The sequence below is a fragment of the Streptomyces sp. NPDC030995 genome, assembly GCF_055571215.1.
In genome coordinates this window covers 25,800-44,653 of record NZ_JBVIFS010000032.1, presented here as the reverse complement: position 1 = coordinate 44,653, position 18,854 = coordinate 25,800, and the positions used below count along the sequence as shown (strand labels likewise).

Below are 18,854 nucleotides of genomic sequence, written 5' to 3'. Positions count from 1 at the left end.
CCCCGCCGGAGACGCAGGTCACCGGCGGGGCGTGTGGTCAGAGCGTGGTCGCGCAATTCGCCCGGATGGGCGGTGTACGGCGCGTCACCCTATGCGGACGCCGAACTGGAAGGGCATGTTGTCCATCGACTCGTACTTGATGCCGCCGCGCGGGTTGGAGGCGTGCAGCGTCATGTTGTTGCCGGCGTAGAGGCCGACGTGGCGCAGGTCGCCGTAGAAGAAGACCAGGTCACCGGGCTGGAGCTGGCTGCGGCTGATGCGCGTGCCGTCGTTCGCCTGGGTGTAGGTGGTACGGGTGATGGTGACGCCGGCCTGCTTGTACGCCCACTGGGTCAGCCCCGAGCAGTCGAAGGCGCTGGGGCCGGTGGCGCCGGAGACGTACGCGCCGCCCAGCTTGGTCTTGGCGGCCGCCAGGGCGGCGCCGGCGCGGCCCGAGGCGCTCACGTTGCCGAGGTCGACCCGCTGGCCGGCGGCGCGGCTGGCGCGCGACTCCTCGTCCTTGAGCGCCGCGCGCTCCTGCGCGGTCAGGGTGTTGAGCAGGGCCTGGGCCTCGGCGAGCTTGTCCTGCGAGACCTTCTTCTTCTCGCCGAGCTCCTTGCGGGTGGCGTCGAGGTCGGCGAGCTTGCCGGAAGCCTCCTGGCGCTGCTGCGCGAGCGCGCGCTGCTTGGCCTGGATCCGCTGGACCGCCTCGACCTGCTTGCCGCTCAAGTGGTCCAGGGAGGAGGCCTTGTCGAGGTAGCTGTCGGGGTCCTCGGAGAGCAGCAGCGCGAGGGAGGGGTCGATGCCGCCGTTGCGGTACTGGGCGCTGGCCATCGAACCGATGCCGTTGCGCAGCTCGTTGAGGTCCGCCTGGCCGCGTGCGACCTGGTCCTGGATCTGCCCGATTTCCTTTTCGAGCTTCTCCTGGCGCTCCTTGGCCCCGTTGAACTTCTCGGTGGCCTGCTCCGCCTCTTCGTAGAGGGCGTCGACCTGGGTCTTGACCTCTTCCTTGCTGGGCTTCGCCGGAGCGGCGATGGCGCCCTGCGAGGAGAGCGCGACGGCCGCGGCCGCGGTGGCGGTCAGCACGGTCACACGAGCGCGGGTCGGCTGCTTGGGTCGACGGTGGGACGCCACGAAGGCGAGCTCCTTCTTCCTAGAGCCGCCGAAGAACGCAAGCTCGGCAGCACCCTCCGCCGCCACCCCGAATGAGTGATCTACCGCACGAAGGTTTGAGCAGACCCTAGTGACCCTCCTGTGATCAGTTCAAATCCTGTCGGGAAAAAACTTGGCCTCCTACCAGGTTCTTTACCTACAGCGCACGCTCTGTGCAGCGCACTTGACGGTACGTCCTCCACAGGAACCACTAATTCCGGCATTCGGGCCAGCAGTTACGAAACGCGCGAAAGCCGCTTCAGCAACAAGGCGGACGTCACCGGCCGCGCCCCCGCCTTGGCCACCCCGTCGGCGACCTCCCGGTCCGTGGAGACCACGACCACCGGCCGGCCGGGCGGCTCCGCGCGCACCAGCTGGCGGATCAGCTCATCCGCCGTCACCCCGGCCTTGGAGAACAGCACCCGCACCCCGCGCGGCGGCGCGAGCAGCACCGGGGCGGCCAGTTCCGCGCCGTCGAAGACACAGGTCATCTCCGCGCCCGTCTGCGCGGCCAGCATCGACAGCCCGCCCAGCAGCCGCAGCCGCTGCTTCTCCAGCGGCATCGTCGGATAGCCGGTCTTGGTCACGTTGTAGCCGTCGACCACCAGATGGGCCTGCGGCAGCGCCAACAACTGGTCCAGCAGCGCCGGATCGGTCTCCGACAGGGCGCGCGCCGCGATGTCCTTCGGGGTCATCCGGCCCGGCTCCACGGCCTCCACGGTGTCCGCGGGACGGGTGGAGACGGGCGGCAGGGCCAGCTCGCGGCGCAGCCCCTGGGCCGCGTCCAGCACGGTGTCCAGCAGCAGCCGCAGCCGCATGTCCTCGATGCTGCGCCCCTCGCGGGTGGCCCGGCGCGAGGTCTCCAGCGCCGTCTCCACCTCCGCGAGGCGGGACTTGAGCCGCCGCGTCTCGCTCTCGGCGGCGGCCACCCGGGTGGCCGCGTCGCCGCGGATCCCGTCGATCTCGGCGGTCACCTTGCGCAGGGCCGCCTCGCCGCGCTTGACGTCGCTGAGGGCGCTGCGCAGCTTGCGCTGAAGCGATTCCGCTTCCTTGCGGGCGTCCTCCAGCTCGGCGCGTACCTGCTCACCGCCCGTGCGCTGCAGTTCCCGTACGTGGGCCAGTTCCTCGCGCAGGCGCTCCAGCTCGCGCCGGGTCTCCTCGTCGGCCCGCTCGGCGTCGGCGCGCTGCGCCTCCTCGCCCGCGGCGGCCACGAGCTTGACCCAGCCGGCCGGGCGCAGCACGAACGCGGCGGCCGCCACGTCCAGCGGGTCCGCTGCGGCGGGCGGGGCGCCGGACTCCAGCGCCCCGGCCAGGTCCGCCTGCGCCTCGCGCAGCTTCTCGGCGACCCTGCTGCGGAACACGCCGTCGGTCTCGACCGCCGCGGCCATGGCGTTGCCCGCGAACTTGGCGCGCCGGGTCGGGGTGAAGCGGGCGTACTGGCGCAGCTGCGCCGGCAGGTCCGCGACCGTCAGTCCGCCGAAGGCGTCCGAGACGAGCGCGATGACCCGGCGCCGCACGCCTTCCGGCAACGGGCGGTCGAGCGCCTCGGCGGCGTCGCCGGCCGCATCGGCCGGCTCAGCGCCGCTTGCTGGCTCCACAATCCGTCACCCCTACCGTGATCTCCCTGTGGGCCGGGCTCCGTCAGGAGTCCGTGCCCGGCCTGTCCACGAGCTCGATCTGGTCCACCGCGTTGCACCAGCGGCAGCGGACCGACTCGATGGTCTCATTGACCACCTCGCGCTCCTCGACCTTGGGCTCCCCGGCGAGGTCCAGGTGGACGTACTCCACTACCTTCGACGAACGGGTGACGTCGAAGCGCGTGAGGTTGCCGCACAGGGTGCAGCGCCACCGGGTGGTGTCGGTCGGAAGGGGAACCGTCATCAGGCCGCTCTCTCTTCTTCGTAGCTGATTCAATTAAAGCCGTCCGCGAGGCCGTCTGTGGCCGTCTGCGGCCGTCTGCGTCTGGCTGCTTCCGACTGCGGACCGCAGCTCGTAACCCTACGGCCTGCCACCGCCCCAAGCGGGTCCGGTTGCGTCATGCTCTGTCACATGATCGTAAGGTGGCGGGCCGTACGCGAGGCTGCCCGGGGACCGGTGGTCACCCATGCGCTGATCGCCGGCTGCGGTGTGGTGTTCGTCCTGAGCCCGGCCTCCGGCCTGAACCCGGTCTACGGGACGGGCGAGGAGCTGCTGACCGCCGGGACGGCGTACTTCCGGCGCTGGGGCGTGGTCCCGGACGAGCTCTTCACGGGCACCCCGCGCGCCTGGCTGACCCCGCTGACCGCACTGTTCGTCCACGGCAGCTGGCTGCACCTGCTCGGCAACATGCTCTTCCTGCACGTCTTCGGCGCGATGACGGAGGAGCGGATGGGCCGCCCGGCGTTCCTCGTCTTCTACGTCTGCACGGGGTACGTGGCCCTCGCGGCGTACGCGGCGGCCAACGCGGGGTCCTCGCAGACCCTGGTGGGGGCGTCCGGGGCCATCTCGGCCGTCCTGGGCGCCTTCCTGTTCCTGCTCCCGCGGGCGCGGGTGACGAGCCTGTTCCCCTTCTTGTTCTTCCTGCCGCTGCGGTTCCCGGCGTGGCTCGTGCTGCTGTTCTGGTTCGCCCTCCAAGGGGTGGCGGCCCACCGGGCGGGCAGCGGGCCCGGGGTCGCCTACCTGGCCCATCTGGTGGGCTTCTCGCTCGGCTTCGTCTACGCGTGGGCGCGCTATCGGCGTACGACTAGAGTGATGAGACCAGCGACGGCCACCGAGGGAGACAGCCAACCGTGATCACCGCGATCGTGCTCATCAAGACCAGCGTGGACCGCATCCCCGAGATCGCCGAGTCCATCGCCGCGCTGGACAGCGTCAGCGAGGTCTACTCCGTCACCGGTACGTACGACCTGATCGCACTGGTCCGCGTGGCCCGCCACGAGAACCTGGCGGACATCATCCCGGGCCGCATCAGCAAGATCCCGGGCGTCGAGGCGACGGACACGCACGTGGCGTTCCGTACGTACTCCCAGCACGACCTGGAAGCGGCCTTCGCGATCGGCCTGGACGCGTAGCGCTGTGCCGTGCGGTGATCGGGCCGCCGCGTAGCCCGGCTCCGGCTCCGGTCCGCCTCAAACGCCGGCGGGGCTGGGTTGGTGCCCCCGAGCAGTGGCTTGAGCAGTCGGGCCGTCCGCGGGGTCCCTCCGGGACGTCTCCTCGTCGTCGCGCCTGCGGGCCTGTCACGGCCGCTGAGGGTGTTTGCGCGCTCCTCCTGTGGGGACGCCCCTGCGTGCCCCCGCTCCCCTCCGCCCTCTCGCAGCCCGGCCGTGGGGTGGGGACACGGCGGAGTGTCCCCGCAGGAGGAGCGCGCAACCACCCTCACCCTGTCGCAGCGGTGCCCGCAGGCGCGACGACGAGGAGACATTCCGGCGGGGCACCGCCCCACACCACCCAGCCCCGCCGGCGTTTGAGGCGCGGGGTCCGGGGCGGAGCCCCGTGCGGCCGAACCGGTCAGACGGCCGGGACGCAGCGGCCCTCCTCCGTGCGGTACTGCCACTTGGCGCCGTCCGCGACGAGTTCCTTCACCGCGCGGACGAAGCGCTCCACGTGCTCGTCGGGGGTGCCGGCGCCGAAGCTGACGCGGATGGCGTTGAGGGACCGCTCACCCGGTGCGGCCTCCGGGGCTCCGCACTCGCCCTGGGCCTGCGGCTCGCTGCCCAGCAGGGTGCGGACCAGCGGGTGGGCGCAGAACAGGCCGTCGCGCACGCCGATCCCGTACTCGGCGGACAGGGCCGCGGCGAAGTGGGAGCTGTTCCAGCCGTCCACCACGAAGGAGATGACCCCGACGCGCGGGGCGTCGTCGCCGAACAGGGACAGGACGCGGACCGCCGGTACCTCGGCCAGGCCGCTGCGGACCTGGGCGATCAGGTGGCGCTCGCGGGCGACCAGGTTCCCGAAGCCCGCCTCGGTCAGGGCCTTGCAGGCGGAGGCGATGGAGTAGACGCCGATGACGTTCGGGGAGCCGGCCTCGTGGCGGGCGGCCGTGGTGTGCCACTCGACGTCGACGCCGCCGTCCTCGCGCCGGGCGACCGTGCGGGAGGCGCCGCCGCCCGCCAGGTAGGGCTCCGCCTCCTGGAGCCAGTCGGCGCGGCCGGCGAGTACGCCCGAGCCGAAGGGCGCGTAGAGCTTGTGCCCGGAGAAGGCGACCCAGTCCACGTCCAGCTCCCGCACGGAGACGGGGTGGTGCGGGGCCAGTTGGGCGGCGTCCAGGACGATGCGCGCGCCGTGGGCGTGCGCGGCGGCGGCGAGCTCCTTCACGGGCCACAGCTCACCGGTGACGTTGGAAGCGCCGGTGACGCACACGAGCGCGGGGCCGTAGGGCTCCCGGTCGGCCAGGGCCCGCTCCAGGGTGGCGACGGCCTCGTCCGGGGTGCGGGGGGCGTTGAGGTAGGTGACCCGCGCGTCCGCCCACGGCAGGAGCGAGGCGTGGTGCTCGGTCTCGAAGACGAACACCTGGCAGTCGGCGGGGAGTACGGCGGCGAGCAGGTTCAGCGAGTCGGTCGTGGACCGGGTGAAGATCACCTGGTCGGCGGGGCGGCAGTCGAGGAACTGCGCGACCGTGACCCGGCTCTGCTCGAAGAGGTCGGTGGAGAGCTGCGAGAGGTACCCGGCGCCGCGGTGCACGCTGCCGTAGTACGGGGCGTACGCGGCCACGTCGTCCCAGACCCGCTGGAGGGCGGGGGCGCTGGCCGCGTAGTCGAGGGCCGCGTAGGTGACCTCGCCGCCGGTGACGAGCGGGACGGTGACGTCCCGGCCGAGGACGGCGAGCGGCTCGGCACAGGCGGGGTCGACGGTGGCTCCGGCGATGGCATCAGCGGAAGCGGCGGCGGTGGCGGTGGCGGTGGCGGTGGCGGTGGCGTTCAGGGTTGCGGACATGGCGGTATCTCCCGGCAGGCAGGGCTGAATGGCTTCGGCGTGCCCGTACGCGGGTACGGCTCTGCGGCCGTCCGGGGTACGGGGAAGTCCTCGGAGCGTTGCGGGGGTCGCGCGGAAGCGACCCTGATCCGAGGGTTGAAGAAGGGGCGGAGTCGCCCTATCGCATTCGCTTGCTCACGGAAAAAGCTCCTCGAGAAGACCAGGACCCCTGGTGTCGAGGGATCCGCGCTTGCCGTAAGCCTTGCTGCCTACGGCCTGGTCATCACCCGGGGCACCCCGCCACGGAAGGAGGGTTGCCGGACAGCAAGCCGGGGCCTAAACGCTGTCACTCGTGACCTGGTCAGCATCCTGCCACAAGATCCCCCCGGCGCAAGACCCCGGTCCGAATGGCGGACCGGGGCCTTGGCTCGAAACGATCCGTGGCGGTCGGGGCGAGGCTACGCGTTGCTGGCGGCGACCCAGCGGTCCAGCGCGGCCCGCGCCGAACCGGAGTCGATCGACTCCGCCGCACGGGTGATGCCCGCCGCGAGCTGCTCCTCCAGCGTCCCCGTGCCGGGGTCCAGGGCCACCAGGGCCGCGGCCGCGTTGAGCAGCACCGCCTCGCGGACCGGGCCGGGCTCGCCCGCCAGCAGGCGGCGGGCGACGTCCGCGTTGTACGAGGGGTCGCCGCCGGCCAGGGCGGACACGTCGACCAGGGGGATGCCGACGTCGCGCGGGTCGAAGGACTGCTCCGAGACCTTGCCGTCGCGGACCCACCAGACGCGCGAGGTCGACGTCGTGGTCAGCTCGTCCAGGCCGTCGTCGCCGCGGAAGACCAGCGCGGACGAACCCCGCTCGGCGAGCACGCCCGCCACGATGGGGGCCATCCGGGGGTCGGCGACGCCCGTCGCCTGGGCCCGTACCCGTGCCGGGTTGGTGAGCGGGCCGAGGATGTTGAAGGTGGTGCGGATGCCCAGTTCCTTGCGCGCCCCCGCCACGTGCCGCAGCGCCGGGTGGAACTTCACCGCGAAGCAGAAGGTGATGCCGGCTTCCTCGGCCACCTCCACGACCCGCGCCGTGCTGAGGTTGAGGTTGACGCCGAGCTTCTCCAGGACGTCCGAGGAGCCGCTCGCGGAGGACGCGGCCCGGTTCCCGTGCTTGACCACCTTGGCGCCCGTACCGGCCACCACGACCGCCGACATCGTCGAGATGTTCACCGTCTTGGCCCCGTCGCCGCCCGTGCCGACGATGTCCACCGTCCGGCCCGGCACCTCGATCAGGTTGGCGTGGGCGTACATGGCCTGGACGAGGCCGTTGATCTCCGCGACCGTCTCCCCCTTCGCCCGCAGCGCGACCACGAAGCCGGCGATCTGGGCGTCGGTGGCCTCCCCGCGCATGATCCGGTCCATGGCCCAGGCCGTGTCCTCGGCGCGCAGGTCCTGGCCGGTCAGCAGGGCGTCGAGAACGCCCGGCCAGCCACGGGCCGCCACGCTGTCGCCGCCTGCCGGGGTCACAACGTTCATGGTCCGCTCCTGCTGCTAGTAGATCCACGTCGAATGGGAAGGGCTTCAGCCTATCCAGCCCCGGGGAACGGCAAAGAGCCCCGTCCAGACACTGGACGGGGCTCTCACCGTGGCGACACCAGGACTGTCCGAAATCAGTCCCTCAAGCGGTCGTGCAGGGGATCAGTGGTGGCCGTGGCCGCTCTGGATCTCCTTGTACTCCTCCACCGTGGGCTTCGGAATCTGGTTGTTCTCCGCGTAGAAGCCCTTGCTGAGCTTCGCGCGCAGCTTCTCCATGGCCTTCACCTTGCGCTCGACACCGTTCTCGTCGACCGTCGGGCCGATCTCGATCGGCGCGTACTGCTCGTGCGAGGTGAGGGTGTGCAGCTGGCCCTGCGGGAGCGGCTCGTGGACCTCGACGAACTCACCGTGCGGCAGGCGCTTGATGATGCCGGTCTCGCGACCGTGCAGCACCTTGTCCCGGTCCCGGCGCTGGAGGCCGAGGCAGATCCGCTTGGTGGCGATGAAGGCGAGGACCGGTACGACGAAGAAGCCGATCCGGACGAACCAGGTGATCGAGTTGATCGAGAGGTGGAAGTACTGCGCGAACATGTCGTTTCCACCGCCGATCAGGAGCACGATGTACTCCGCGATCCAGGCGACACCGAAGGCCGTACGGGTCGGGACGTTGCGCGGGCGGTCCAGGATGTGGTGCTCGCGCTTGTCCCCGGTGACCCAGGACTCGATGAACGGCCAGACGGCGATGGCGCCGAGGACCAGCGGGAAGAGCACCAGCGGGATGAACACGCCCAGGACGAGCGTGTGGCCCCACAGGTTGATCTCCCAGCCGGGCATGGCTCGGATCAGGCCTTCCGGCATACCCATGTACCAGTCGGGCTGCGCACCGGTGGACACGTGGTCCGGGCGGTACGGGCCGAGCGCCCAGATCGGGTTGATCGAGGCGATCGCCGCGACGGCCGCGATGACACCGAAGACCAGGAAGAAGAAGCCTCCGGCCTTGGCCATGTAGACCGGCAGCAGCGGCATGCCGACGACGTTGTTGTTCGTCTTGCCGGGGCCCGCGAACTGGGTGTGCTTGTGGTAGAAGACCAGGATCAGGTGGGCCACGAGCAGGCCCATCATGATGCCGGGCAGCAGCAGGATGTGCACCGAGTAGAACCGCGCGACGAAGTCGCCGCCCGGGAACTCCCCGCCGAACAGGAACATCGACAGGTACGTGCCGACGACCGGGACGGACAGGATGGCGCCCTGCATGAAGCGGACACCGGTACCCGAGAGCAGGTCGTCCGGCAGCGAGTAACCGGTGAAGCCGGTGAACATGCCGAGGACCAGCAGCAGGAAGCCGAAGATCCAGTTGACCTCACGCGGCTTGCGGAACGCGCCCGTGAAGAAGACGCGCATCATGTGCACGACCATGGCCGCGACGAAGATCAGCGCCGCCCAGTGGTGGATCTGACGGATCAGCAGGCCACCGCGGACGTCGAAGCTGATGTCCAGCGTCGAGGCGAAGGCCTCGGACATCATGACGCCCTGCATCGGCACGTACGAGCCGTGGTACACGACCTCGTTCATGCTCGGGTGGAAGAACAGCGTCAGGTACACACCCGTGAGGATGATGATGATGAAGCTGTAGAGGCAGATCTCACCGAGCATGAAGGACCAGTGGTCCGGGAAGATCTTGCGCATGTTGGCCTTGGCCAGGCCGTAGATGCCCAGGCGGCCGTCCGCCCAGTCGGCTACGCGCTCGCCGGCCGGCGCTTTGCGCGCCTTGGTGTCAGTGGTCGCAGTGCTCATCCGCGCTCCCAGAATGCAGGACCGACGGGCTCTTCGAAGTCGCCGAGCGCTTCGAGGAAGCCTTCGTCATTCACGCCGATCCGCAGCTGCGGAAGCGCGTGACCGGCCGGGCCGAAGATGACACGGGCGCCGTCGGAGAGGTCGAAGGTGGACTGGTGGCACGGGCAGAGCACGTGGTGCGTCTGCTGCTCGTACAGGCTGATCGGGCAGCCGACGTGGGTGCAGATCTTGGAGTAGGCCACGATCCCGTCGTGGGACCACTCCAGCTCCTGCTTGTCCTTGATGTCCTCCGGCTTGATGCGGACGATCATCAGGGCGGCCTTGGCGATCTGGACCTGGAAGTCGTGCTGCTCCTCCTCCAGGCCTTCCGGCATGGCGAAGGTCAGCGAACCGACCAGGACGTCCTCGGGACGCAGCGGCTCCATCGTGTTCTGGTTGATGAGCAGCTTGCCCTTGGCCCACAGGGTCTTGCGCAGCTTGTCCTCGGGCAGCGGGCCCAGGTCGCGCATGATCACGAGGGCGGAGAGCGGCAGCATGGCCAGCGCGCCCAGCATCGTGTTGCGGATCAGCGGGCGGCGGCCGATGCCGGACTCGTCCGCACCGTCGCGGAAGTCCTGCAGGACCTGCGCCTTGACCTCCGGCGGAGCGGCGATCTCGTGGCGCTCGGCGGCGACCTCGACATCGGACATCAGGGTGCGGGCCCAGTGGACCGCGCCCGCGCCGATGCAGAAGAGGGCCGCGCCCAGCGTCATGCCCAGGGCGAAGTTGAGCGCGCTGACCTTCCCGATGGGGAAGATGTAGACGATCTTGTCGACCGGGAGGGTCACGTAGGCGGCGATGAAGCCGACCGTGGCCAGCATCGACAGCGTGAACAGCATCGCGACGGTGCGCTCGGAACGCCTCGCCGCACGCTCGTCGATGTCCTGGATGCGCGGCCGGTGGACCGGCAGGCCCGGGTCGGCGAACGGGTCGTCCGCGACCGCTACGGCACCGTGGTGCGCGTCGCCCTGCTCGCTCGGCAGGTGCTTCTCTTCGGGAATCTCTTGGCTACTCATGACTTCTTGGCCTTAGCGGTGTGGGCCGCGACCCAGACGGCGACAGCGATCAGCGCACCCAGAGCGAAGATCCAGCCGAACAGACCCTCGGAGACGGGGCCGAGGCCACCGAGCTTCAGGCCACCGGGGCTGGTCGACTTCTCGCCGTTCACGTTCTGGAGGTACGCGATGATGTCCTTCTTCTGCTTCTCCGGCATGGTGCTGTCGGGGAAGGAGGGCATGTTCTGCGGGCCGGTCTGCATGGCCTCGTAGATGACCTTCGGGTCGACGCCTTCCAGGTTGGGGGCGTACTTGCCGTTGGTCAGCGCGCCACCCTCGCCGGTGAAGTTGTGACACTGCGCGCAGTTGTTGCGGAACAGCTCACCACCCTTGGCGATGTCGGCGCCCTTCGGGTCGTACTGCTTCTCGGTCGGCGTGATCGGACCGGCACCGAGGGACGCGATGTACGCGGCCAGCTGGTCGATCTGCGCCTGGGTGTAGATGGTGGGCTTCTTCGGCACCTGGGCGCCGGGCTGCTGGGCGGGCATGCGGCCCGTGCTCACCTGGAAGTCGACGGCCGCGGAGCCGACGCCGACCAGGCTCGGGCCGTCAGAGGAACCCTGACCGCCGGTTCCGTGGCAGGTTGCACAGCCAACGGCGTAGAGCTTCTTGCCCTCCTCGATGGCGAGGGACTGGGCGGTTTCATCGGCCTGCGCCTTGCCCGCGGGCGCGAAGGCGGCGTACAGCCCCCCAGTGGCCGCCAGCGCGAGGAGTAGAACGACGACCGCCGCCAGCGGATGGCGTCGTCGTGCGGAGAGCTTTTTCACGGATTACCCCGGTGTCAGGATCTTCTGCGTCGGTGTGTCTGGATGGAGTGCCGGGTCGGGCCCGGTGACGTGTTCGCTACTTGATCAGGTAGATCGTCGCGAAGAGGCCGATCCAGACGACATCGACGAAGTGCCAGTAGTAGGACACGACGATGGCCGACGTGGCCTGTTCGTGGGTGAACCTCTTGGCCGCGTACGTCCGGCCGAGGACCAGCAGGAAGGCGATGAGACCGCCCGTCACGTGCAGACCGTGGAAGCCGGTGGTCAGGTAGAACACCGAGCCGTACGGGTCTGACGAGAGGCTCAGGCCTTCGTGCTTGACCAGCTCGGTGTACTCGAACACCTGGCCGCCAATGAAGATCGCACCCATGACGAACGTGATGATGAACCACGTCCGGAGCTTCTTCACGTCACCGCGCTCGGCGGCGAAGACGCCGAGCTGGCAGGTGAGCGAGGAAAGCACCAGGATCGTCGTGTTCGTCGCCGAGAAGGGCAGATTCAGGAACTCAGCCTGTTCTGCCCAGTGCTCGGCACCCATCACGGATCGCAGGGTGAAGTACATCGCGAAGAGGGCCGCGAAGAACATCAGCTCGGAACTCAACCAGATGATGGTTCCGACGCTGACGAGGTTCGGCCGGTTGACCGTCGGGTGCGCGTGCCCGGTATCTACTGTCGTTGCTGTCGCCACGACCGACATTATGTCGGTCGCTTATCCCGCCCTCACCCCGGGGGGTGCCGTTCGGAGTGTCAGGGGCGTGTGCAAGGCCCGAACGGCCCATCAGATGGCCCCGGCGAGATGTCTCGTGCGACATCTGCGAACCGATGTTGACAGTGCACCGGGAGGAGTAGCATCCCGCGCAACATCAACGTGATTCACGGGACACGTGGAGGAACGAAATGCGGGCGACTGCGCGGGTTCTGGTCTACAGCGACGACGCGGGCACCCGGGAGCAGGTGCGGCTGGCGGCTGGACGCAGGCCGGCCGCGGACCTGCCGCCGGTGGAGTTCGTGGAGTGCGCGACGCTGCCGGCGGTCCTGTCGGAGCTGGACGCGGGCGGGATCGACGTGTGCGTGCTGGACGGCGAGGCCGTTCCGGCCGGGGGCATGGGTGTGTGCCGGCAGATCAAGGACGAGATCTTCCGGTGTCCGCCGGTACTGCTGCTGATGGGGCGCCCGCAGGACGCCTGGCTGGCCACGTGGAGCCGCGCCGACGCCGCCGTGACCCTTCCGGTGGACCCGGTGGAGTTCGCGGACGCCCTGGCGGGTCTGGTGCGCTCCCGGCTGTCCTCCGAGGCCGCCTGACGGAGCGCCTGAGGGGCCTACGGGTTCCCGTAGGCCCCTCAGGGGCTTCGCACCGCGGACGGCGGGCTTTCAGACGGTGGGCCTCAGACGGGCCTGGTCGACCGGACTGCGGCCTTCCTGGGTGCCCTTGAGGAGGGCGCTGCCCTGGCGCCAGTCCTTCCAGTCCATGTTCCAGTCCCCGAAGCCGTTGCCGAAGGTGTCCATGTCGTCGCCGATGCTGTTGATCACCTTGACGATGTCGCCCTCGGTGATGTTCTCGTAGAACCAGGCGGCGTTGCCGGTGCTCATGCCGGTGCAGCCGTGGCTGACGTTCTCGTAGCCCTGGGAGCCGACGGACCACGGCGCGGCGTGGACGTATTCACCACTCCAGGTGACGCGAGTGGCGTAGTAGACGGGCAGGTTGTAGTACTCGCTGCCGCCGATGCCGACGGTGTCGCCGCGCATCTGGACGAAGTACTGCTTGCCCAGCACCACCTTGACCCCGTTGCGGGTGGAGAATCCGGGCTTTCCGGTGGTCACCGGAATGGTGTTGATCACTTCTCCGTTGCGCTTGAACGTCAAGTAGTGGGACGAGGCGTCGGTGGTGACCTCGACCCGGTCCCCGATCTCCAGCTTCAGCGGCTTGGACGCGGCGCCGTGGAGCTCGTCTGTGATCTTGATCCCCTCCAGGTTGCTCCGTACGGAGACGGCGGAGTGGGCGGGCCAGTAGTCCTTGGGCCGGAAGTGCAGCTTCTTGTCGTCGACCCAGTGCCAGGCACCCTCGACGCCGGGCGGGGCGTCGACGATCAGGCCCCGTTCCACGATCGCGCGGGCCGCCTTGTCCTTGACGGGCTCGCTGAGTTCGGCGGTGAGGGGCTGTCCGACGCCGTACTTGCCCTCGTCCGGGCCGAATTCGACCTTCAGGACACCCTTGGCCGGGGTGGTTTCGAACGTCAGCGTGCGCTGCCCCGGAGCGCCCCGTTCGTCCTCGGTGCTCACGGTGACCGTGTAGCGGACGCCTGCGGCCATCGGGACGGTGCTGTGCCAGCGGTCGCCCTTGGCGCTCAGTTCGCCCGCCAGGCGGCGGCCGTGGGTGTCGACGGCCATCACGTCCGTGATGCGGCTGTCGCCGCTCTTCACGGTGACCTCCAGGGGCCGGTCGGGGTCGACGGGACGGCGGCCGGCGGTCTGGTTGAAGGCGACCTGATCGCCCGCGTCGTACGGGCGGGCGGACAGCGGGTTGTCGCCGGACCCGCATGCGGTGGCGCCGGCCCCGAGGGACGCGACCAGCAGGGAGCAGCTGAGTACCGTCCAAAGACGCGGTGAGTGCTTCATGGAGCCAACGCTATGAAGGTATGACAATTACGGCGCGCGGGGTGACTGCAAACGAGGGGCCCGGACTCCTCCGAAAGAGGTGTCCGGGCCCCAAGTGCGGCGCGGCACTGCCGCGCGGGTACTGCTACTGGTTCGCGTTCTCACCGCGGTAGTACTCGTACACCCAGCCCCACAGGCCGATCAGGATGATCGGGGCCGAGAAGTACATGAGCCACCAGCCGAAGACGACGCCCATGAAGGCGAGCGCGCCACCGATCGCCAGCGAGAGCGGCTGCCAGCTGTGCGGGGAGAAGAACCCCAGCTCGCCCGCCTCGTCGGCGACGTCGGCCTCCAGGTTGTCCTGGGCCATCTCGTCGACGCGCTTGGCCGTGAAGGCCAGGTAGTAGCCGATCATGACGCTCAGGCCGAAGGCCAGGAAGAGCGCGGTGGTGCCGACGGGCTCCTTCGACCACACGCCGTACACGACGGCCATGATCAGGATGAAGAAGGAGAGCCAGAGGAACATCTTGCCCTGGATCTTCACTTGCCGGCCTCCTTGCCGCTGGTGACGGCCTGAGCACCGGCGTGGTCCTCGAGGTGGTCGAGGGCCGCGATCTCCGGGTGGTGCAGGTCGAACGCCGGGGATTCGGAACGGATCCGCGGCAGGGTGAGGAAGTTGTGCCGCGGCGGCGGGCAGGACGTCGCCCACTCGAGCGAACGGCCGTAACCCCACGGGTCGTCGACCTCGACCTTCTTGCCGTACTTGGCCGTCTTCCAGACGTTGTACATGAACGGAAGCATCGACAGGCCGAGCAGGAACGAGCTGATCGTCGACACCGTGTTCAGGGCGGTGAAGCCGTCGGCGGCGAGGTAGTCCGCGTAACGGCGCGGCATGCCCTCGGCGCCCAGCCAGTGCTGCACCAGGAAGGTGCCGTGGAAGCCGATGAACAGCGTCCAGAAGGTGATCTTGCCGAGGCGCTCGTCCAGCATCTTGCCCGTGAACTTCGGCCACCAGAAGTGGAAGCCGGCGAACATCGCGAAGACCACGGTGCCGAAGACGACGTAGTGGAAGTGCGCGACGACGAAGTACGAGTCGGAGACGTGGAAGTCCATCGGGGGCGAGGCCAGGATGACGCCGGTCAGACCACCGAAGGTGAAGGTGACCAGGAAGCCGATCGTCCAGAGCATCGGGGTCTCGAAGGACAGTGAGCCCTTCCACATGGTGCCGATCCAGTTGAAGAACTTCACACCGGTCGGTACCGCGATCAGGAAGGTCATGAAGGAGAAGAACGGCAGCAGTACACCGCCGGTGACGTACATGTGGTGGGCCCACACGGTCACCGAGAGGCCGGCGATCGCGATCGTCGCGGCGATCAGACCGATGTAACCGAACATCGGCTTGCGCGAGAAGACCGGAATCACCTCGGAAACGATTCCGAAGAATGGCAGCGCGATGATGTACACCTCTGGGTGTCCGAAGAACCAGAAGAGGTGCTGCCACAGCAATGCGCCGCCATTGGCCGCGTCGAAGATGTGCGAACCGAACTTGCGGTCGGCCTCCAGCGCGAAGAGCGCGGCGGCCAGCACCGGGAAGGCCAGCAGGACCAGAACACCGGTCAGCAGGACGTTCCAGGTGAAGATCGGCATGCGGAACATCGTCATGCCGGGCGCGCGCATGCAGATGATCGTGGTGATGAAGTTGACCGAGCCGAGGATCGTGCCGAAGCCGGAGAAGGCCAGACCCATGATCCACATGTCGGCACCGATGCCCGGCGAGCGGACCGCGTCCGACAGCGGGGAGTAGGCGAACCAGCCGAAGTCGGCGGCACCCTGGGGGGTGACGAAGCCGGCCACCGCGATGGTCGAGCCGAAGAGGTACAGCCAGTACGCGAACATGTTCAGCCGCGGGAACGCCACGTCGGGCGCGCCGATCTGCAGCGGCATGATCCAGTTCGCGAATCCGGCGAACAGCGGCGTCGCGAACATCAGCAGCATGATCGTGCCGTGCATCGTGAACGCCTGGTTGAACTGCTCGTTCGACATGATCTGCGAACCCGGACGGGCCAGCTCGGCGCGCATGAAGAGCGCCAGGAGGCCGCCGATGATGAAGAACACGAACGACGTGACCAGGTACATCGTGCCGATGGTCTTGTGGTCGGTGGTGGTGAGCCACTTCACGACCACGTTGCCCGGCTGCTTGCGCCGCACCGGCAGCTCGTTCTCGTACGAGTCAGCTGCGGCGGCACCCTGGGATTCGTTGAGGATGCTCACAGTTTGTTCGTCTCCGCATTCCGGGCCGGGTCGGTCTGCTTGATGCCGGCCGGGAGGTAGCCGGTCTGCCCCTTCTCCGCCAGCTCCTTCAGGTGCGCCCGGTACTCCTCGGGCGAGACCACCTTGACGTTGAAGAGCATCCGGGAGTGGTCGACACCGCAGAGCTCGGCGCACTTGCCCATGAAGGTGCCCTCTTCGGTCGGGGTGACCTCGAAGACGTTGGTGTGGCCCGGGATGACGTCCTGCTTGAACAGGAAGGGGACCACCCAGAAGGAGTGGATGACGTCGTTCGACGACAGGATGAAGCGGACCTTCTCGCCCTTGGGCAGGACCAGGGTCGGCCCGGGGTTGTTCGTGTCCGGGTTCCGGTCGCCGGGGACGCCCTTCTGGTAGACGCCTTCGGCGCCCGCGGGGAAGTCCTTGGTGAAGCGGTCCGGGATGGCGGAGAGTTCCTTGGGAACCTCGCCGCCCTTCGGGGTCACCGCGTCGCCGTCGACGTTCTCGATGTAGTTGAAGCCCCAGCTCCACTGGTAGCCGATCACGTTGATCGTGTGCGTCGGCTTGGCGGAGAGGGCGAGCAGCTTCGACTCGTCACGCGCGGTGAAGTAGAAGAGCACCGAGACGATGATGAGCGGGACCACGGTGTACAGCGCCTCGATGGGCATGTTGTACCGGGTCTGCGGGGGGACCTCCACCTTCGTCCGGCTGCGCCGGTGGAAGATGACGCTCCACATGATCAGGCCCCACACCAGGATGCCCGTGACGAGCGCGGCCGCCCAGGAGCCCTGCCACAGGGAGAGGATGCGCGGCGCCTCCTCGGTGACCGGAGTGGGCATTCCGAGGCGGGGGAAGCTTTTCCAGTTATACGAGCAACCAGTGGCGGTCGCCAGGACCGCGCCCGCAGTCAGCGCCTGCAGCAGCTTCCGCCGCATCGGGCGCCGCGGCGAGCGGTCGGAGCCGTAGGGACTCACGTAGCGCCTTCCCGAGAGTCTCGGCCCGCGCGGCCGGCCGCGGCCGTGTTCGGGTCGGTCGCCGGCCCTGACGCAGGCAGGGGTTTGGATGTTTATGCGGACCAAACCCTACTGGACGCTATTTGGGGTCGCGCGGGGAGGGTGCCCAACGCGCCGCTACTGCCCCCGAAGGGATGGATCCGCCGTCCGGGGGACGGGGCGAATGGCCCTGAATGGTGGGCTCCGGAACACTTCTGACGCCCCCTGACCTCGAACGCTACCGGCCCCGAGTTAGCGTGACCGGATGCCGTACTTCGACAGCGCGTCCGCCGCCCCCCTGCACCCCGTGGCCCGGCAGGCGTTGCAGGCCTCCCTGGACGAGGGCTGGGCCGATCCGGCCCGGCTGTACCGCGAGGGCAGGCGCGCCCGGCTGCTGCTGGACGCGGCGCGGGAGGCCGCCGCGGAGGCGGTGGGATGTCGCCCGGACGAGCTCGTGTTCACTCCTTCGGGGACGCACGCGGTTCACGTAGGGGTCGCCGGGGTCCTGGCCGGGCGCCGTCGCGTCGGAGGCCATCTGGTCGTGTCCGCGGTCGAACACAGTTCTGTACTGCATTCGGCGGAGGCGCACGAGGCGCACGGCGGAACCGTGACCGAGGTCCCGGTGGACCGGTGGGGCGCGGTGACTCCTGCCGGATACGCGGACGCGCTCGGTCCGTCGACCGCCCTCGCCTGCCTCCAGTCGGCCAACCACGAGGTGGGCACGGTCCAGCCGGTGGCGGACGTGGCAGAGGTCTGCGGGGCGGCCGGGGTGCCGCTGCTGGTGGACGCGGCGCAGTCGCTGGGCTGGGGTCCGGTGGACGGCGCCTGGTCCGTGCTGGCCGCCAGCGCGCACAAATGGGGCGGCCCGCCCGGAGTCGGCCTGCTGGCGGTCCGCAAGGGCGTCCGCTTCTCCTCCCAAGGCCCCGCGGACGAACGGGAGTCGGGGCGCTCCCCCGGCTTCGCGAACCTCCCCGCGATCGTCGCGGCGGCGGCGTCCCTGCGGGTCGTACGGGCCGAGGCCGAGGCGGAGGCCGCCCGCCTGCGGATCCTCGTGGACCGCATCCGGCGGCGGGTGGTGCGGCTGGTCCCGGACGTGGAGGTGGTCGGCGATCCGGAGCGGCGGCTGCCGCACCTGGTCACCTTCTCCTGCCTGTACGTCGACGGGGAGACGCTGCTGCACGAGCTGGACCGGGCCGGCTTCTCGGTCTCCTCGGGCTCCTCGTGCACGAGCTCCACGCTGACCCCCAGTCACGTGCTGCGGGCGATGGGCGTGCTGTCGGAGGGGAACGTACGGGTGTCCCTGCCGCCGGGGACCACGGCGGAGGAGGTCAACGCGTTCCTGGAGGTGCTGCCGGGCGCGGTGGCGGGCGTACGGGAACAGCTCGGCGTGTCGGAACCCCCGGCCGTGGCGCCGGTGGCGGACTCGCTGGAACTCGACGCGCTGGGGCTGCGGTGCCCTCAGCCGGTGATCGAACTGGCCGCCGCCATCCGGCGGGTCCCGGTCGGCGGCACCGTCACGGTCGTCTCCGACGACGAGGTGGCGCGGCTGGACATCCCGGCGTGGTGCGGCATGCGGGGGCACGAGTACGTGGGCGAAACCCCCCGCGAGGTCGGCTCCGCCTACACGGTCCGCCGCCTCCTCTGACCACCGGCTCCGCGCATCCGGCCCCGCCGAGCGAAACCCCGGCCTGCTGGGCCGAACGCAGCCTCGGCCAAACCCAGCCTCGGCGGGGGGTTGGGGGGGGGGGGGGGGGGAGGGGGGGGGGAGGGGGGGGGGGGGGGGGGGGGGGGGGGGGGAGG

At 69.4% G+C, this 18,854-nt stretch carries 17 protein-coding genes and 1 riboswitch; of the genes, 4 read left to right on the top strand and 13 right to left on the bottom strand.

The features are described from left to right. Nucleotides 1-84: 84 nt before the first annotated feature. The 3 genes from ACZ45T_RS32200 to ACZ45T_RS32190 form a co-directional block, all read right to left on the bottom strand. Nucleotides 85-1,113, bottom strand: a complete 1,029-nt coding sequence (locus ACZ45T_RS32200) for a C40 family peptidase (RefSeq protein WP_468447572.1) — start codon at nucleotides 1,111-1,113, stop codon at nucleotides 85-87. Between the two features lie 254 nt (nucleotides 1,114-1,367). Next, complete coding sequence (locus tag ACZ45T_RS32195; RefSeq protein ID WP_468447640.1) at nucleotides 1,368-2,732, bottom strand: NYN domain-containing protein; 1,365 nt, start codon at nucleotides 2,730-2,732, stop codon at nucleotides 1,368-1,370. Between the two features lie 40 nt (nucleotides 2,733-2,772). Further along, entirely contained in the window at nucleotides 2,773-3,012 is a 240-nt protein-coding gene (locus ACZ45T_RS32190; RefSeq protein WP_030291802.1) for a hypothetical protein, read from the bottom strand. Between the two features lie 168 nt (nucleotides 3,013-3,180). Here ACZ45T_RS32190 and ACZ45T_RS32185 point away from each other — a divergent pair, with 168 nt between their 5' ends. Both ACZ45T_RS32185 and ACZ45T_RS32180 read left to right on the top strand, forming a co-directional pair. Then, entirely contained in the window at nucleotides 3,181-3,903 is a 723-nt protein-coding gene (locus tag ACZ45T_RS32185; RefSeq protein ID WP_468447570.1) for a rhomboid family intramembrane serine protease, read from the top strand. Continuing rightward, entirely contained in the window at nucleotides 3,900-4,181 is a 282-nt protein-coding gene (locus ACZ45T_RS32180) for an Lrp/AsnC family transcriptional regulator (RefSeq protein ID WP_008738815.1), read from the top strand. The genes ACZ45T_RS32185 and ACZ45T_RS32180 overlap by 4 nt, the downstream gene beginning before the upstream one ends. 436 nt (nucleotides 4,182-4,617) lie before the next feature. On the opposite strand, the gene ACZ45T_RS32175 is transcribed toward ACZ45T_RS32180, so the two are convergent. The 6 genes from ACZ45T_RS32175 to ctaE all read right to left on the bottom strand — a co-directional run bounded on the left by ACZ45T_RS32175 (nucleotide 4,618) and on the right by ctaE (nucleotide 11,896). Next, nucleotides 4,618-6,042, bottom strand: coding sequence for an aminotransferase class V-fold PLP-dependent enzyme (locus ACZ45T_RS32175; RefSeq protein WP_468447567.1), 1,425 nt, complete (start codon nucleotides 6,040-6,042; stop codon nucleotides 4,618-4,620). 220 nt (nucleotides 6,043-6,262) lie between these two features. Continuing rightward, nucleotides 6,263-6,379: riboswitch (SAM riboswitch) on the bottom strand. A 100-nt stretch (nucleotides 6,380-6,479) separates the two neighbouring features. Beyond that, complete coding sequence (gene trpD, locus ACZ45T_RS32170) at nucleotides 6,480-7,544, bottom strand: anthranilate phosphoribosyltransferase (protein WP_468447565.1); 1,065 nt, start codon at nucleotides 7,542-7,544, stop codon at nucleotides 6,480-6,482. Nucleotides 7,545-7,706: 162 nt separating this feature from the next. Then, entirely contained in the window at nucleotides 7,707-9,338 is a 1,632-nt protein-coding gene (qcrB, locus tag ACZ45T_RS32165; protein ID WP_468447563.1) for a cytochrome bc1 complex cytochrome b subunit, read from the bottom strand. Beyond that, entirely contained in the window at nucleotides 9,335-10,393 is a 1,059-nt protein-coding gene (gene qcrA, locus ACZ45T_RS32160) for a cytochrome bc1 complex Rieske iron-sulfur subunit (RefSeq protein WP_468447561.1), read from the bottom strand. The genes qcrB and qcrA overlap by 4 nt, the downstream gene beginning before the upstream one ends. Beyond that, on the bottom strand, nucleotides 10,390-11,199 hold the full coding sequence (qcrC, locus tag ACZ45T_RS32155) for a cytochrome bc1 complex diheme cytochrome c subunit (RefSeq protein ID WP_468447559.1): 810 nt from the start codon (nucleotides 11,197-11,199) through the stop codon (nucleotides 10,390-10,392). Before qcrC ends, qcrA begins: the two co-directional genes overlap by 4 nt. Nucleotides 11,200-11,275: 76 nt before the next feature. Next, nucleotides 11,276-11,896, bottom strand: a complete 621-nt coding sequence (gene ctaE / locus ACZ45T_RS32150; protein WP_468447557.1) for an aa3-type cytochrome oxidase subunit III — start codon at nucleotides 11,894-11,896, stop codon at nucleotides 11,276-11,278. 200 nt (nucleotides 11,897-12,096) lie between these two features. Here ctaE and ACZ45T_RS32145 point away from each other — a divergent pair, with 200 nt between their 5' ends. After that, the gene (locus tag ACZ45T_RS32145) at nucleotides 12,097-12,501 is read left to right on the top strand and encodes a hypothetical protein (RefSeq protein WP_468447555.1); all 405 of its coding nucleotides are present in this window, start codon (nucleotides 12,097-12,099) and stop codon (nucleotides 12,499-12,501) included. Between the two features lie 69 nt (nucleotides 12,502-12,570). On the opposite strand, the gene ACZ45T_RS32140 is transcribed toward ACZ45T_RS32145, so the two are convergent. From ACZ45T_RS32140 to ctaC, 4 genes are all read right to left on the bottom strand, one after another. Beyond that, complete coding sequence (locus ACZ45T_RS32140; protein ID WP_468447553.1) at nucleotides 12,571-13,815, bottom strand: L,D-transpeptidase; 1,245 nt, start codon at nucleotides 13,813-13,815, stop codon at nucleotides 12,571-12,573. Between the two features lie 124 nt (nucleotides 13,816-13,939). Beyond that, nucleotides 13,940-14,338 (bottom strand): cytochrome c oxidase subunit 4, encoded by a 399-nt coding sequence (locus ACZ45T_RS32135; protein ID WP_468447551.1) that lies wholly within the window; start codon nucleotides 14,336-14,338, stop codon nucleotides 13,940-13,942. After that, complete coding sequence (gene ctaD / locus ACZ45T_RS32130) at nucleotides 14,335-16,065, bottom strand: aa3-type cytochrome oxidase subunit I (RefSeq protein WP_468447549.1); 1,731 nt, start codon at nucleotides 16,063-16,065, stop codon at nucleotides 14,335-14,337. The genes ACZ45T_RS32135 and ctaD overlap by 4 nt, the downstream gene beginning before the upstream one ends. Then, complete coding sequence (gene ctaC, locus ACZ45T_RS32125) at nucleotides 16,062-17,036, bottom strand: aa3-type cytochrome oxidase subunit II (RefSeq protein ID WP_468447547.1); 975 nt, start codon at nucleotides 17,034-17,036, stop codon at nucleotides 16,062-16,064. The genes ctaD and ctaC overlap by 4 nt, the downstream gene beginning before the upstream one ends. 283 nt (nucleotides 17,037-17,319) lie before the next feature. Between ctaC and ACZ45T_RS32120 the strand changes: the two genes are divergently transcribed. Next, complete coding sequence (locus ACZ45T_RS32120; RefSeq protein WP_468447545.1) at nucleotides 17,320-18,699, top strand: aminotransferase class V-fold PLP-dependent enzyme; 1,380 nt, start codon at nucleotides 17,320-17,322, stop codon at nucleotides 18,697-18,699. Nucleotides 18,700-18,854 lie beyond the last annotated feature (155 nt).